This window comes from Streptomyces sp. AJS327 (genome assembly GCF_013450295.1).
Classification (GTDB): Bacteria; Actinomycetota; Actinomycetes; order Streptomycetales; family Streptomycetaceae; genus Streptomyces.
The window spans coordinates 656,552-671,070 of sequence record NZ_SKBR01000004.1 but is presented as its reverse complement, the minus strand read 5'-3'; the positions used below and the strand labels follow the sequence as shown (position 1 = coordinate 671,070).

13 protein-coding genes are annotated in these 14,519 nt (G+C 74.7%); 8 read left to right on the top strand and 5 right to left on the bottom strand.

Annotated elements, in window-relative coordinates; genetic code table 11:
* Positions 1 to 76: 76 nt before the first annotated feature.
* Both E0L36_RS24670 and E0L36_RS24665 read right to left on the bottom strand, forming a co-directional pair.
* On the bottom strand, positions 77 to 766 hold the full coding sequence (locus E0L36_RS24670; RefSeq protein WP_180931455.1) for a response regulator transcription factor: 690 nt from the start codon (positions 764 to 766) through the stop codon (positions 77 to 79).
* Positions 757 to 1,905: a histidine kinase gene (locus E0L36_RS24665; protein ID WP_308416922.1), complete on the bottom strand. Its 1,149-nt coding sequence runs from the start codon at positions 1,903 to 1,905 to the stop codon at positions 757 to 759. The genes E0L36_RS24670 and E0L36_RS24665 overlap by 10 nt, the downstream gene beginning before the upstream one ends.
* 205 nt (positions 1,906 to 2,110) lie before the next feature.
* Here E0L36_RS24665 and E0L36_RS24660 point away from each other — a divergent pair, with 205 nt between their 5' ends.
* The 3 genes from E0L36_RS24660 to E0L36_RS24650 all read left to right on the top strand — a co-directional run bounded on the left by E0L36_RS24660 (position 2,111) and on the right by E0L36_RS24650 (position 4,640).
* On the top strand, positions 2,111 to 3,382 hold the full coding sequence (locus E0L36_RS24660; RefSeq protein WP_180931454.1) for a serine hydrolase: 1,272 nt from the start codon (positions 2,111 to 2,113) through the stop codon (positions 3,380 to 3,382).
* 283 nt (positions 3,383 to 3,665) lie between these two features.
* Positions 3,666 to 4,259, top strand: coding sequence for a hypothetical protein (locus E0L36_RS24655; RefSeq protein WP_180931453.1), 594 nt, complete (start codon positions 3,666 to 3,668; stop codon positions 4,257 to 4,259).
* A gap of 84 nt (positions 4,260 to 4,343) precedes the next feature.
* Positions 4,344 to 4,640, top strand: coding sequence for an antibiotic biosynthesis monooxygenase (locus E0L36_RS24650; protein ID WP_308416921.1), 297 nt, complete (start codon positions 4,344 to 4,346; stop codon positions 4,638 to 4,640).
* Positions 4,641 to 4,776: 136 nt separating this feature from the next.
* Here E0L36_RS24650 and E0L36_RS24645 read toward each other — a convergent pair whose 3' ends face one another.
* From E0L36_RS24645 to E0L36_RS24635, 3 genes are all read right to left on the bottom strand, one after another.
* Positions 4,777 to 5,181 carry a YciI family protein gene (locus tag E0L36_RS24645; protein ID WP_180931451.1) on the bottom strand — a complete coding sequence of 135 codons (405 nt, stop codon included), beginning with the start codon at positions 5,179 to 5,181 and terminating at the stop codon, positions 4,777 to 4,779.
* Between the two features lie 120 nt (positions 5,182 to 5,301).
* Positions 5,302 to 6,105, bottom strand: coding sequence for an NYN domain-containing protein (locus E0L36_RS24640; RefSeq protein WP_180931450.1), 804 nt, complete (start codon positions 6,103 to 6,105; stop codon positions 5,302 to 5,304).
* A gap of 222 nt (positions 6,106 to 6,327) precedes the next feature.
* Positions 6,328 to 7,203: a helix-turn-helix domain-containing protein gene (locus E0L36_RS24635; protein WP_180931449.1), complete on the bottom strand. Its 876-nt coding sequence runs from the start codon at positions 7,201 to 7,203 to the stop codon at positions 6,328 to 6,330.
* A gap of 1,275 nt (positions 7,204 to 8,478) precedes the next feature.
* Between E0L36_RS24635 and E0L36_RS24630 the strand changes: the two genes are divergently transcribed.
* The 5 genes from E0L36_RS24630 (at position 8,479) to E0L36_RS24610 (ending at position 14,444) form a co-directional block, all read left to right on the top strand.
* Entirely contained in the window at positions 8,479 to 9,408 is a 930-nt protein-coding gene (locus E0L36_RS24630; RefSeq protein WP_180931448.1) for a UbiA family prenyltransferase, read from the top strand.
* 192 nt (positions 9,409 to 9,600) lie between these two features.
* Positions 9,601 to 10,023: a MerR family transcriptional regulator gene (locus E0L36_RS24625; RefSeq protein WP_180931447.1), complete on the top strand. Its 423-nt coding sequence runs from the start codon at positions 9,601 to 9,603 to the stop codon at positions 10,021 to 10,023.
* A gap of 117 nt (positions 10,024 to 10,140) precedes the next feature.
* Positions 10,141 to 11,427, top strand: a complete 1,287-nt coding sequence (locus tag E0L36_RS24620) for an MFS transporter (protein WP_180931446.1) — start codon at positions 10,141 to 10,143, stop codon at positions 11,425 to 11,427.
* A 48-nt stretch (positions 11,428 to 11,475) separates the two neighbouring features.
* Complete coding sequence (locus tag E0L36_RS24615; RefSeq protein WP_180931445.1) at positions 11,476 to 11,919, top strand: hypothetical protein; 444 nt, start codon at positions 11,476 to 11,478, stop codon at positions 11,917 to 11,919.
* Between the two features lie 143 nt (positions 11,920 to 12,062).
* Positions 12,063 to 14,444 (top strand): tetratricopeptide repeat protein, encoded by a 2,382-nt coding sequence (locus E0L36_RS24610; RefSeq protein WP_180931444.1) that lies wholly within the window; start codon positions 12,063 to 12,065, stop codon positions 14,442 to 14,444.
* Positions 14,445 to 14,519: the final 75 nt, after the last annotated feature.

The following is a 14,519-nucleotide window of genomic DNA, read 5'->3' as shown; positions in this document are numbered from 1 at the left end:
CAGCGTAACAGCGCGACCACGGAGCGGATCTCTACGTCGGAGAAGTCCCAACCGTCGCCCGCCCACTCCGGAAGGCTTACGGGAGACGTCCGGGAGGAGCGGGGGGCCGGGGTGGGGTGGGGGTGGTGCCTTGGCGGCGGAGGTAGGCGAGGACGGCGCGGACGCGGCGGTGGCCGCTGTCCCCGACGGACAGGCCGAGCTTGTGGAAGACGTTGCCGACGTGCTTGTGGACGGCGTTGTCGGTGACGACGAGGCGCCGGGCGATGGTCGCGTTGTCGTGGCCCTCGGCCATCAGCGCGAGGACTTCCCGCTCCCGTGCCGTCAGCGCGTCCACCGGGTCGCCGTGGGCGAGGAGTTGGGCGATGACCTCGGGGTCCATGGCGGTGCCGCCGGTGGCCACCCGGCGCAGCGCGTCGGTGAACTCCGCGACGCGGCTGACCCGGTCCTTGAGGAGGTAGCCGATGCCGCCCCGGGTGTCGGCGAGGAGGCGGCTCGCGTACTCCTGTTCCACGTACTGCGACAGGACGAGGACGGGCAGCCCGGGGTGGTCGTGGCGGGCCTGGACGGCGGCCCGGATGCCCTCGTCACGGAAGGTCGGTGGCAGCCGCACGTCGACGAGGGCGACGTCCGGCTCATGGTCCCGGACGGCGGCGAGCAGGCCGGGGGCGTCGGTGACGGTCGCGGCGACCTCGAACCCCTGGGAGTTGAGGAGGAGTTCGAGCCCGGAGGCCAGCAGGACGCTGTCCTCGGCGAGTACTACGCGCACGGTAGCTCCACGGTGATGACGGTCGGCCCGCCGCGCGGGCTGCTGAGGCTCATCCCGCCGTCCAGCGCGGCGGCGCGGCGGCGGACGCCGTCCAGCCCGGAGCCCTGGGTGGCCCGGGCCCCTCCGATCCCGTCGTCGGTGATCTCCGCGCGGAGCAGCGCGCCGTCTCGGGTGACGCGCACCGCGGCGCGGGTGGCCCGGCTGTGGCGGGCCACGTTCGCCAGCGCCTCGGTGACGGCGAAGTAGGTGATCGCCTCGACCGCGGCCGGGACCTCACCGAGGGCGCCGACCTCGACGCGGGTCGGGACTCCGGCCCGGGTGGTCAGGGTGGTGAGCGCCCCGGAGAGGCCCTGGTCGGCCAGGATCGGGGGGTAGATGGCGCGGATGACGGAGCGCAGCTCGGTCATCGCCCCCTCGGTCTCGGCGTGGGCCTGCCGCACCAGGACGGCGGCCTCGGAGTCGTCGGAGAGGGTCTCCCCGGCCACCGCCAGCCGCACCGCGATGGCCACCAGCCGGGCCTGCGTTCCGTCGTGCAGGTCCCGTTCGATACGGCGGAGTTCGGCGCTGTGCGCCTGGAGCACGTCCGCGCGGGTCCGGGTGAGTTCCGTGACGCGCTCAACGAGCCGTTCCTCGGGCGTTGTTGCCAGGATCGCGAGGCAACACCGAGCGTGTGCGCGGGCGAGGGGCGGGAGGACGAGGGCGGTGAGAGCCGCGAGCACCAGGAGGTTCGCCAGCCCGAGCGGCAGCGCACTGCCCCAGCCGGTGAGCGGGAAGCTGATCACCGGCAGCCAGGGTGCGGAGGGGAAGGCCCACCACAGGGCCGTGACGAGGGGTGTGGCGGCCAGACATCCCAGGATGAGAAGGGTGAGGGCGCCCGCGGGCAGACCGATGGCCACGTGGGCCAGCAGCCATCCCAGGGTGCGGCGGGTGGGGCGGGCGCGGGGCTCGACGGGTTTCGTCAACTGCGCCCCGGCGTCCCGGCGGTGGCGTTCCGCCCAGGGCCGTGCCACCGTGGGGGCGCAGAACAGGGGTGCCGCGAGCAGTGTCACCGTCGCGGTGGCCAGGACGCCCAGCAGGTACCGTCCGGCGCTCCGGGTGGTGTGCCATCGCGCGCCGAACGCGTCGTGTGTGCCGGGCACGTGGGTCGCCCTCTCCTGTCCTGGGCACCACTGGCGCGCCGTTCGTACCGACCGGCCGGGCGGGGCGGTGGGGTGGCGGGGCGGTCGCCCCCGTGTTTCCGCAGCCTAGGCACCGGACGGGCCGGTGGCACTACAGCTGGCTGTACCTCGGCGTCGGGGGTGCGCGGTAACGCTTCGCGTTCAACGTCCTACCTACCGTGGGGACATGAGATCCGCACCCACGGCCACCGTGCCGCCAACCCCGCAGACTCCCGTACGTGGCACGGCTGTTGGGCGGTGGTGGCGGCGGTTCGGCGGGCGCTGGCCGGTGGTCGCCACTGCCGCCGTCCTCAGCGCGGGTGTGGCCGTCGCCGCCCATCTGCCCGCCGACGCGCACGAGACGGCCAGCCCCGGGTACGGGCGGGACGATCTGCGCCGGGACACCGACGCCGTCCGGGAGCTGGGGGTCACCGGCGTCCAGGCGCGGGTGACCACCGGCTCCGGCCGGGACTTGGTCGCGGCCAGCGGCGTCGCCGAGGTGGGCGAGGACCGTCCGGTCCCCCGCGACGGGTACTTCCGGATGGCCAGTACGGGCAAGGCGCTGGTGGCCACCGTCGTCCTGCAACTGGTCGACGAGGGAGCGCTGACGCTGGACGACCCGGTGGACCGCTGGCTGCCGGGGCTGGTCCGGGGCAACGGGAACGACGGGCGCCGCATCACCGTCCGCCACCTCCTCCAGCACACCAGCGGCATCCACGACGACGACATCCCCGGCTACACCACCCCTCGGGAGTACGAGGAGCGCCGGTACGACACCTATCGGCCCCGGCAGATCGTCGCCCGGGCCATGCGGCACCGCCCCGACTTCGCCCCGGGCGACGGATGGGGCTACTCCAACACCGGCTACGTGCTGCTCGATCTGGTCATCGAGCGGGTCACCGGCCGTCCCTGGCACCGGGAGGTCAGGGACCGTGTGCTGACGCCGCTCGGCATGGACGACACCTACCGTCCGGGCCGCGCCCCCACCCCGCGCGCGCCGTACGCCCGCGCCTACCAGCTCTTCCCCTCCGGCGAACGGGTCGACGTCACCCGGCAGTTCCTTCCGGACCCGGGCGCCTACGTCTCCACCACCACGGACGTCAACCGGTTCTTCGGGGCGCTGCTCGGCGGTGAACTGCTGTCCCCCGCGCGGCTCGCGGAGATGCGGAGGACCGTCCCGGTGGACGAGGAGACCAACGTCCTCTGGCCTGACGGGCGTTACGGTCTCGGGCTGGTGCGGCGGCCGCTCTCCTGCGGCGGTGCCTACTGGAGCCACGAGGGCGGCGACGGCGGTTACGTCACGCTGAACGGCGCCACCGGGGACGGCGGCCGCGCCGTCACGGTGTCCATGTCCAGCGCCCTGGGCGACTCTCCGGAGAACGCGCTTGGGCAGGAGAGGGCCGCCAGCGCCCTCGTCGACCGGGCGCTCTGCGGCGCCCCGGCCGGCAGGCGGGGGTGAGGGCCGCCGGCCACCGCGCTCGGCGCGGGTCGGCTCCGACCGCTGCCGCCGCCGGGGATGCCGGGCGGGGGCCGACGGCGGGCGGGGGTACGAAGGCGGGCGGGACGGGTACCGTCCAGCCGGGACCGTCGGCGGGCGAGGAGGCAGACCATGACGAGTGCGGACACGGGCTCCCCGGGCGCGGGACGCCGCGCGTGCGGCAGCACCCCGGGTGCGGCGCCGCGTGGCCGCCGAACACCGCCCGCACGACCGGTGGTTGACGCCACGGGGCGACCGTAGAGCGATGGTCGGATCCGGTCCCGACGGCTCGCCCCTGCCGGCGCTCGTCCTCGCTGAGTGCCTGGGCCTGCTGGCCTCCGTCCTCCTCCTCGGCAACGAGGAACGTCTGCGGCGTCTCAAACCGCCGTCCAGGACGTTCGTTCGGGATGAGAAAGCCCGGGCCCACGACGCGCGGGTGCGGAGCCTGCTGGGCGTCAGCTCCTTCCTGAACGGGCTGGTCCTGCTGGCGTTCGCCGCAACCCCGCTGCTCGGCCTGGGTGTCGCGCTGTCGCCGGGCCGGGCGACGCACGGGGACGACGGGCTGCTGCTGACGCTCGTCCTCCTCGGCCTCGCTCTCGCGGTCGGCGGCGAACTGCGCCTGCGGCTCGCCGGGACGCGGGTGATGACCCACCGCGTACTGCTGCGGTACCTGCAACTCAAGGGCCTGAGCGTCGCGTTGCTCGCGGGCGGCGACCTGGCCGAATGGTGGTCGATCTCGCTGGGCGCGATGCTGGCCTGGCCGTCCCTCATCGTCGGCGGGTTGACGGCGGTGGCCCTGTTCCTCCTGCTGCTGTGGCTGGTGCTGGAGCTGAACGGCCGACTCGACGACCGTCGTTGAGGCCCCGGGCGGCGGGTCCCGCCCGGCGCGGCCGTCGGCTCCCGGCCCGGGGACGGCGCGGCCCGGGTGTGGCAGGCTGACGGCGTGATCGTCAGAGTGAGTGAGGCCCGCGTACGCCCCGAGCGCTTCGAGGCGTTCCACGAAATGATCGTCTCCTCGGTGCGGGAGTTCCCCGGCCGCTATCCGGGGCTGGTGGACCACGAGGTGCTGGTCGCCCCTCCGAACTCGCTGCTGTACGTGAGTCGTTGGCGCGGTGAGGCGGACCTGGTCGAGTACGCCGGAGAGCACTGGCGCGACCAGCCGGTGGTGCTGCCGGGCGAGGACGAGTACCTCCTCGGGCCGCTGGAGGTACGGCACTTCACCGTCGCCTCCCTGACCTGACCCCCGCCCGGTCCACCGGCCGTCCGGGACGGGGCGCCGCCAGCCGGGTCCCGTCACCCCGCCCGCGACCCGGCGCGGCCCGACCGGCCCGGCTCCACGCCCCACCGGTCGGCTCCCCGCTCGGGCGGGCCCGGCCTCACTCGGTGTCGGGCCGTGGGGTCATGAACGGGCGCAGCTCCAGCCATTCGTGGATCGGCTCCCCGCCCGCGCCCGGTGCGGCCGACAGCTCCCCGGCCAGCTCGACGGCGCGCTCGTGGCTGGCGACGTCGATCGCCATCCAGCCCGCGACGAGGTCCTTCGTCTCCGGGAACGGCCCGGAGGTGACCGGCGGTCGCCCCTCCCCGTCGTACCGCACGAAGGTGCCCTCGGGGGCGAGGGCCTGGCCGTCGACGAACTCCCCGGTCTCCTCCAGGCGTTCGGCGAACCGCCGCATGTACCGCATGTGCGCCGAGACCTCCTCCGGCGTCCACTGGTCCATGGGGACGTCGTTGACCGGGGCCGGAGCGCCTCGGTAGTGCTTGATCAGCAGGTACTTCGCCATGGGGGCCTCTCCTGGGAGTTCGGGGGCGTTCAGTATGGGATCGGCCTCTGACACCGCCCGCGCGCCACCCCGCCGGGACACCCGGCCGGTCCAGGCCCGTCCCGGTCGGCCCCCGGATGGTCAGCCGGGATCGGCGGGGTGCGTTGGGTGGGGAGCGTCGGACGGAGCGGGTGACGCCCCCGCGCCACGGTTGCGGACGAAGACGACCGGCGAGTTGCCGTCGCCCGGTTCGCGCTTGTCCACCTCGAAGTCGCGGGTCGCCTCCACGAGCGGCATGAGTTTGGGGAAGCCGTAGCTGCGGGGGTCGAAGTCGGGCTGCCGCTTCCTGACGAGGTTGCCGACGTTGCCCAGGTGCGCCCACCCGTCGTCGCCCGAGGTCTCCTCCACGACGTTCCGCAGCAGGCTCAGCAGCGCGCTGTCGCGCAGCCGGGCCGACCGGTCCTGTCTGCCGAGCCCGCCGGTCAGTTGGCCATCGGTCTGGGTGTAGGTGAGGTTCTCGGTGTAGATGAACTTGTCGCAGGCCGCCACGAACGGTTTCGGGGTCTTCCGCTCCCCGAACCCGTAGACGGTCAGGCCGGATTCGCGGATGCGGGCGGCGAGGCGGGTGAAGTCGCTGTCGCTGGAGACGATGCAGAAGCCGTCGAACCGCTCGGAGTAGAGCAGGTCCATCGCGTCGATGACCAGCGCCGCGTCGGTGGCGTTCTTCCCCGTGGTGTAGGAGAACTGCTGGATCGGCTGGATGGACTGCTTGAGCAGGTGGTCCTTCCAGCCCTTGAGGGACGTTCCGGTCCAGTCGCCGTAGGCCCGTTTGACGTGCGCCGTCCCGTACTTGACCACTTCGGCCAGGAGTCGTTCGATGATCGACGGCTGTGCGTTGTCCGCGTCGATGAGCACCGCGAGCTTCGCGGTGTGTTCGTTGTCCATGCTGCTCCTGTGGCGACCGGGGCGGGGTGGGACGCGGGTTCGCCTCCCGGGGACGCCCTCCCCGGGGCACCCCCATCAGGATGGTGCCGAGCGACGACGGACCGCACAACGGCACACGCCCGCCGGAGGCTTCCGGGCGGCGCCCGGGAGTTGGCCCGCCCCACCGCCCGGGAGTTGGCGCCCGGCCGCCGGGGCGGGCCGGGCCCGGGGCGCCGGAGCCGGCTACGGAGCCGGGGAGGCGGGGCTGGCCTGGCCCTGGCCGGTGCTCCAGGAGGCGAGGATGCGCAGGCCGTCGTGGGCCGGAGAGCCGGCTTCGGCGCTCCACACGATGAGTTGCTGGTCGGGGTCGCCCGCGCAGGTGAGGGCGTCCCAGTCCAGCGCCATCTCGCCCGCGACGGGATGCCGCAGCACCTTGCTGCCCCGCCTGCGCAGCATGACGTGGTGCTCGGCCCACCAGCGCCTGAAGTCCGCGTCCCGCATGGAGAGTTCACCGACGAGGCTCGCCATCCGCTGGTCGTGCGGGTTCTGTCCGGCCTCCCTGCGCAGCATCGCGACGGCGCTGTGCGCGACGTTCTCCCAGTCGGCGTGCAGCGCGCGGACGTCGGGGTCGGTGAACAGCAGCCAGGCGTGGTTGCGTTGCCGCTCCGGCAGCCGTCCGAAGTCGGTGATGAGGGCTGCGGCCAGGGGGTTCCAGGCGAGGATGTCCATCCGACGGCCCAGCACCATCGCCGGGCTGCTGGCCAGGTCGTCGAGCAGCCGCCGCAGTTGGGGCCGCACTCGCTGAGTGGCCGGGCGCTCACGGCGCCCGGCGGCGTCCTTGCCCGCCAGGGCGAAGAGGTACGCGCGCTCCTCCTCATCCAGCCGGAGGACGCGGGCGAGGGTTTCCAGGACCGGTACGGAGGCCCGCCTGCGGCCCTGTTCGAGGCGCGTGTAGTAGTCGGTGCTGATCGAGGCGAGCAGGGCGACCTCCTCGCGGCGCAGCCCCTGCACCCGCCGCTTGGCGCCGGTGTCGGGCAGCCCTGCCGTCTGCGGGCTGATGCGGGCCCGTCGGGCTCGCAGGAATTCGCCCAGTTCGCTGGAGTGCGCGTCGCCCCTCATGGAGGGAGTCTCGCAGAGGACAGGGGGTGCGTTGAGGGGGCCAGTACTGTCCCTGGACAGCCGAGTCGAGGGATGGATGCGTTCCATTGTGCGCTCCGGCTGCCCGGGTGGCCGTCGCTGGTGGCTCGCGAGAATCCCGGATTCCCGGAAATCCGGGATTCCGTTCGCACGGGCATTCCGTGACCACCCGGCGCCGTGCCGGGGCCCCTCCCGGGCCCCGGACGCCCGCCGGTGACGCCCCGCGTCCCCACCCGGCGGGCGCGGGCCTCCGCCCCTCCGACCACCGCCCGCCACCTCGGACGCCCCGGTGACGGTGGCGGCGAGGCACCCGGAATTCCCGGCCCGGGGACGCCTCCGCGCCCGCACGTCCCACTGTTCGCACGTCCCGTGTCCGGTGCCGTGGCGTGCCGGGGAGCCGCGACGTCCGGCGTTCTCGCGGCGCGCGAACTCCGCCGGACGGCCGGGCTCCCCGGCACCACGGAAACGGATATCCGCGAAGGTGTTCCGCCGCGTGGCAGTCCGAGACCAATGCGGAACCGGCCCCGCGAACGGAATGCGGGCCCGGGAATCGGCCGCCCGACGAAAGAAAGGACGAAGAGAATGCGGACGGACGTCATCTCTTCCGCGCGGCCGTGAACCGGCTCACCGGCTTCCTCGGCACCCATCTCTGACGGCTCCGAGGCTGACGGCCACTCCTGAACTGACGTACCGCCAACCGACCTCCACCACCGGCCCGATGGCCACCACCCGCTCGACGGCTCGCCCAACACCTGTCGTGGCCACGGTGGTTGACAAATGGGCGAGCGGGAAGGACCCCGCTGCCGCAGCCGTCCCCTCCGCTCTCCGGACGGCATCCGTCCACGCGATCCCGTTCCAACACGCCGCGTTGGGCGGAGAGTTCGGGATGGCACCGGCGTGGTCCGGCGGGGCCCGGGCGTCGGTGGGGGCGTGGAGAGGGACGGGGCGGGGTGGAGCGTGCGCCCCGGGGGGACGACGGCGCCGGGAGAACGCGGTGCCGCGCGGGGGCGTCAGCCACCCACCGCACGGGGCGAGTTGCGAGCGGCCCCGACCCGCGCGAGGCGTCACCCCGTCCCCGGCGGGGTCGTTGTGCCGCACGTGAACGCTGACCTCTCCCCCGGCCGCGTACGCCGCGCTCTCGGTCGCGCGCGTCGCTCTTCCGACGCCGCGCGGAGCACCCCCGGCCCGCCACCCCCCACACCCTCCTCCCCGGGGCCCGCCGGCTCCCGCCTCCGGACCTGGGCGCGGCTCAGCAAGGTGGACTCGGCCGCGATCTACTGGGTTCCCCTCCTGGTAGCCGCCTCCCTCGTACCCGCCGGGGCGTGGACGCCACGGACCGCCTGCGTGGCGCTGCTCGCCCTGCTCGGCTCCGTGGGACTGTTCACCGCGACCGTCGCGCTGGACGACGTGCAGGGCCACCGGGACGGCAGCGACGCCGCCAACTACGCCCACCACGAGGCCCGTCGGGACGCCAGCCGGAAACCTCTCGTCTCCGGTGTCATCCCACCCCGGCGTGCGCTCGCCTTCGGCTACGCGACCTGGGCGGCCGGTGCGGCGCTGTGGTGCGCGGCGGTGGCCGTCGCCCCGGTGCGGCCGGTCGTCGCGGTGGCGTTGACGGCTGGCCTCGTCGTCATCGCCCCGCAGTACTCGTGGGGCCTCCGGCTGAGCTACCGGTGCCTGGGCGAGGCGCTGATGGCGTACTTCTCGATCACGCTGGTCGTCGTGCCCACGCTGCTCTGCGGCGGAACAGCCGGAACAGCCGGAACAGCCGGAACAGCCGGAACAGCCGGAACAGCCGGAACCAGTCTGGTCTGCCAGGCGGCGCTGGTCGGGCTCTGGCACCTAACGGTCAGCTCGTACGCGAACACCGCGGACGCGGCCGGGGACGGCGCGGCGGGCCGCCGCACCCTGACGACGCTGCTCGGCCCGGGACGTAACCTCCGCTACCTCGCCCTGCTGACGACGGCCGACCCGGTGCTGGTGGCGGCGGTCGTCCTCACCTCCCCGCCGTCGTGGTGGAGCGGGCTGCTCCTCGCGCCCCTGCTCTGCCTGCGGACCCGCCAGGCGTGGCTGTTCTCCGCGACCCGGGACGCGCGGGCGGCCAACGACGGCTTCTGGCGGCTGTACTGCGCGGGCGGCTGTGTACTCGTCGCCGCGAACCTGGTGGGGCAGGCCCTCACCGGGTAGTCCCCTCCCCCGCCCGGGCGCCGGTCGGCCCGTCGGGGCGCCGGTCCGGTTCCGCCCGTTTCCACCCGATTCCCGGTTCCCCGGCTGGCGGGGCGGCCGGGCATCTTCCGGCCGTGTCCGGTGTTGTCCCAGGCAGGGAACCAGCCGGGCGGCAGAGCGTCCGGCTCCACACGAGTGCCGGGAGGCAGCGGGATGCAGATCGGGGAACTGGCGCGGCGCACCGGGGCGAGCCGCCGGTCGATCCGGTACTACGAGCAGCGGGGACTGCTGGAGGCCGCCCGGACGGGCAAGGGCTGGCGGGCGTACGACGAGCGGAGCGTGCACCGGGTCATGAACGTCCGGGCGCTGCTCGGCGCCGGGCTCACGGTGGACGACATCGGGCACGTGGTCCCCTGTCTGGACATGAAGACGGAGGACTTCCTGGCCTGCCGGGACAGCCCGGACGGCGTCCTCGCGATGTACGAGGGACGGCTCGCGGCGGTCGAGGAGAAGGCGGCGGAGCTGGAGCGGTACCGGGCCGAGCTGGTCGAGCGGATCGCGACGCTCCGTGCCGGGCGGCCGGACGGCGACCTGGGCGAGGTGCTGCGCCGCGCCGAGGCGGCCTCCCCAGCCTGAAGCCCGCACACCCGCCCCCGGAACCGCCACCCGCTCCCGCGCGTGGCGGCGGCCCGCGCCCTCGGGCGACGGCGGACTTGAAGGTGACACCGGTGTCAGTACCTACCGTCCGACGGCATGGGTACGACAACCGGAGAGAAGCCCGCGCTGCCGGGCTGGCTGTACGTGGTGTTCCTGGCGCTGCTGGCCACGGCCACCGACGAGTTCGTCATCGCGGGGGTGCTGCCCGCGCTCGCCGACGACCTGGGGGTGAGTACCGGCGCTGCCGGGCAGCTCGTGACCGTGTTCGCCGTGGTGTACGCGGTGGGCGCGCCGACGCTGGCGGTGGTGTGCGAGCGGTTCCCGCGCCGCACCGTGATGGCGGCCGCGCTGGCCGCGTTCGTCCTGGCCAACGTGGCCGCCGCGGTGGCGCCCGGCTACTGGTGGCTGATGGCGGCGCGGGTCGTCGCCGCGCTGGCCGCCGCGATCGTCGCCGCGGCCGCCTTCGCCACGGCGGCGGCCGGTGCCCCACCGGGGGAACAGGGCCGCTACCTGGGGGTGGTGACGGCGGGCATGACCGCGGCGCTGTTCACCGGCGTACCGCTGGGCTCCTGGCTGGGCGGCGCGCTGGGCTGGCGGGCCACGTTCTGGCTGATCGCCGCCGTGGGCACGGTCGCGGTCTGCGGGTTCCTGCTCACCGCGCCGTCGGTGCCGGGCGGGGCCCCGGTGCCCCTGCGCGAACGGCTGGCGCCGCTACGGAACACGGCCGTGCTGCGACTCGTCTCGGTGACCTTCCTCGCGGCCAGCGGCGGCCTGATGTTCTACACCTACCTCGGCCCCTACACGGCACGGGTCTCCGCCGGGGCCTCCGCGTCCTCGGGGGCCTCCGGTCCGCTGCCCCTGGCGCTGTTCCTGGTCGGTGTGGCGGGTCTGGCCGGTGCGCTGCTGGCGGGGCGGCTCACGGACGTCTGGGGGCCCAGGCGGACGCTGCGGACGGTGCTCGGGGGGCACGCGGTGGCGCTGGGACTCGCCGCGGCGCTGGTCCTCACCGGGGTGGACAGCCGTCTCGTCCTCCTCGCGGTGATCGCCTGCTGGGGTCTCTTCGCCTGGGGCCTCGCGCCACCGGTACAGGGCTTGGTCCTCGCGGCGGCCGGTCCGTCCGCCGGGATGACCGCGCTCGCGCTGAACATCTCCGGTCTCTACCTGGGCACCGGGGTCGCGGGGGCGCTCGGCGGGGCGGTGGTCAGCGTGGCCGACGTACGGTTCCTGCCGGTCGCGGCGACGGCGCTGATGGTGCTGTCCCTCGCCCTGACCTTGCGCCCGACCACCAACGCCCGCCCGGCCACCGGGGGTTCGGGGAACGACGCGGCCTCCCCGGCCACGGCGGGAGGGCGCGGGGACGGCCGGAACGCTCGTTCCCGGTGACAGTCCCATCGCCTAGAGTCAACCCCCACGGCGTCCCCGGGGGTGTGTATGGACCCGATCGTCCTGGCCGCGAGCACCGCGCTGGTCAGCGCCATGGCCACGGACAGCTGGGAGCAGGTCAGAACCGCCGTGACCGCCTGGTGGGGGCGCGTGCGCCCCGGGCGGGAGGACGGCGTCGACACCGACCTCACGACCCTGCGGGGGCAGGTCCTGGCCGCCCGCCAGGAACCGGATCCAGCCGCCGCCGAGCGCGAACTCGTCGCCGCCTGGCGCGCGCGCCTCCAGCGGCTGCTGGCGGAGGGCCCGGAGGAGAGCCCGGAGGAGAGCCCGGCACTGGCCGGGGAGTTGGCGCGGCTGCTGGAGGAACGGCTCGTCCCCGTGCTGCCGCCCGAGGAGCGGGAGCCGGTGCGGCGCGTCGTGCAGCACGTCGACGCCCGGGACAGTGCCCGGGTGTACGTGGCCGGGCGCGACCAGCACATCACCGAAGCGTGACACCCCCGACGGGACCCCCGGGCCCCGCGGATCCCCCCGGCCCACCGGGTCCCCCGGAACCACCGAAGCCCCTGAAGCCTCCGGAACCATCGGAGCCGCCAGGGCGGACGGACCGGAGCGACCCCGCCGACCCGCCGGGGACGGTGCGCCAGACCACGCACGCCAGGGACCGGGCCCGGGTGTACGAGGCCGGGCGCGACATCACCGTCTACGAGAGCCCCCGCCCCACCGCCGCCACCGGCCCCGCCCGCGAACTCCCGCGCGACCTACCGACCTTCACCGGCCGCGAGGCGGAACTCGCCCGGCTGCTCAGCGCCGCCGGGACGGGCGGGGTGGTCGCCGTCCACACCGTCGACGGTATGCCGGGCGTCGGCAAGACCACCCTCGTCACCCGCGCCGCGCACACGCTCGCGGACCGCTTCCCGGACGGGCAGCTCTTCGTCCGGCTGGACGCGCACACGCCCGGGCGGGAGCCGGCGGACCCGTCAACGGTCCTGGAGTCACTGCTCATCGGCGAGGGGATGGCCCCGCAGGAGATCCCCGCCACGCTGGACGGGCGGGCGCGGCGCTGGCGGGACCGGCTGGCCGGGCGGCGGGTCCTGCTGGTCCTGGACGACGCGCTGAACGAGGGGCAGATCGAGCCGCTGCTCCCGGGCGGTCCCGGCGCCCTCGTGCTGATCACCAGCCGGAACCGGCTGGTGGCCTTCGAGAGCACGGACTCCCTCGCGCTGGACGTGCTCCCGCCCGACGAGGCCGCGCTGCTCCTCAACCGGCTGTCCCGGCACACTCCCACGCCGGACGAGGTCCCGCTGGTGGCCGAACTGGTCGGCATGCTGGGCAGGTTGCCGCTGGCCATCTCGCTGGCAGCCGGCCGGCTCCGGCACGGCGGAACGGACCTCACCGAGCTGACCGTTCGCCTCCGTTCGGCCGATCCGCCGGACCTCCTCGGGGAGTTGACCACCACTACGGGCAGGGCGGTGGCCGCCGCCTTCGACATGTCCTACGGGGCCCAACCACCTGCTCGGCGGCGGCTGTTCCGCCATCTGAGCCTGCATCCCGGTGGTGAGGTGGACGGTTACGCCACCGCCGCGCTGGCGGACGTGCCCCTGGCCGAGGCGCGCGCGCTGCTGGCGGCGCTCTACGAGGAACACCTCATCGAGCAGCCCGCCACCGGCCGCTACCGCCTCCACGACCTGCTGCGCTCCTACAGCCGCACCCTTCTCGCCCAGGACCCGCCCGCCAGCCGCGAACCGGCCGCGGCACGGCTGCTGGACTACTACCAGCACGTCGCGGGCATGGCCGACCGCCATCTCACCGACACCCCGCTGCTGGCCGATCCCGCCGCCGGGGAAGGCGTCGCCGCACCGCGGTTCGCCACCTACGGGGAGGCCGTGCGCTGGATGCGCGTGGAGCACCCCAACCTGCTCGCCTGCGCCCGGCACGCCCTGGCCACCGGGCGGGACGACCGCGTCGTCGCCCTGCACATCGCGCTCACCGCGTTCCTGCGTCAGCAGGGGCCGTGGGGCGAGGCGGTCAGGCTGCACGAGGCCGCCGCCGAGATCGGGCGGCGGACCGGTGACCCGTTCAGCGAGGCGCACGCGCGGTGGGCGCTGGGCCGCGTGCGGACCTGGACCGGGGAGTACGAGGAGGCCGCCGCGCTGCTCCAGCGGGCCCTCGTCCTCATCCGCGAGGTCGGTTTCGAACTGGGCGAGGCCGGAGGGCTATGGGCGCTCGGCCGCCTGCGGACGGTGACCGGGGAGTACCCCGAGGCCGCCGAACTCCTCCAGCGTTCCCTGGAGTTGTTCCGCGCGGGTGGGTTCCCCCGGGGCGAGGCCGGTTCGCTCTGGGCGCTCGGCCGGGTGCGGACCCTCACCGGGGAGTACGCCGAGGCGAGCACGTTCCTCCAGGGGGCCCTGGAGCTGCACCACGCCGCCGGCTACCAGCAGAGCGAGGCCGACGCGCTCCAGGAGCTGGGCCGGGTGCGGATGCTCACCGGCGACTACCCGGAGGCCGCCGAACTCCTGGGCCGGGCCCTGACGTTGATGCGGGCCATCGGCTACCAGCACGGCGAGGCCGACGCGCTGCGCACCCTGGGCCGCGTCCGGCAGCTGACCGGCGAGTACCCCTCGGCACGCCAGCTCCTCGGCCAGTCCCGGGCCCTGTTCCACGACCTGGGGGACGTGCAGGGCGAGGCCGAGGTGCTGAACAGCACGGGAGCGCTGCTCGCGGAGGCGGACGGTCCGGGCCCCGCGCTCGCCGTCTTCCAGCGCGCGCTGGAACTGGCCCGGCGGGTGCACAGCCCGCTGGACGAGGCCCGCGCGCTGGAGGGCGCGGCCCACTGCCGGGCGGCGGCCGGGAACGTCCGCGAGGCGCTGGCCGACCAGCGGGAGGCGGTGGCCCGCTACCGCCGTATCGGCGCCGCCGAGACCGCCGCCGCCGAGACCTTCCTGGCGACCCTCGCGGCACCGGCCCCCGGCACCGAGGGGCCGACGGGGAGCGGGGCGGAGGACGCGCCGCCGGGCTGACCACACACGGGGCTGGCACGGAGGCGCGGCCGGAGCGGGAGCGGGACGGACGGCCTCAACCCCGCCGGGTGGGCG

Coding starts and splice junctions, on each gene's coding strand:
- E0L36_RS24660 (WP_180931454.1), top strand. CDS start 2,111: ATGAGATCCGCACCCACGGCCACCGTGCCGCCAACCCCGCAGACTCCC.
- E0L36_RS24655 (WP_180931453.1), top strand. CDS start 3,666: ATGGTCGGATCCGGTCCCGACGGCTCGCCCCTGCCGGCGCTCGTCCTC.
- E0L36_RS24645 (WP_180931451.1), bottom strand. CDS start 5,181: ATGGCGAAGTACCTGCTGATCAAGCACTACCGAGGCGCTCCGGCCCCG.
- E0L36_RS24640 (WP_180931450.1), bottom strand. CDS start 6,105: ATGGACAACGAACACACCGCGAAGCTCGCGGTGCTCATCGACGCGGAC.
- E0L36_RS24635 (WP_180931449.1), bottom strand. CDS start 7,203: ATGAGGGGCGACGCGCACTCCAGCGAACTGGGCGAATTCCTGCGAGCC.
- E0L36_RS24625 (WP_180931447.1), top strand. CDS start 9,601: ATGCAGATCGGGGAACTGGCGCGGCGCACCGGGGCGAGCCGCCGGTCG.
- E0L36_RS24620 (WP_180931446.1), top strand. CDS start 10,141: ATGGGTACGACAACCGGAGAGAAGCCCGCGCTGCCGGGCTGGCTGTAC.
- E0L36_RS24615 (WP_180931445.1), top strand. CDS start 11,476: ATGGACCCGATCGTCCTGGCCGCGAGCACCGCGCTGGTCAGCGCCATG.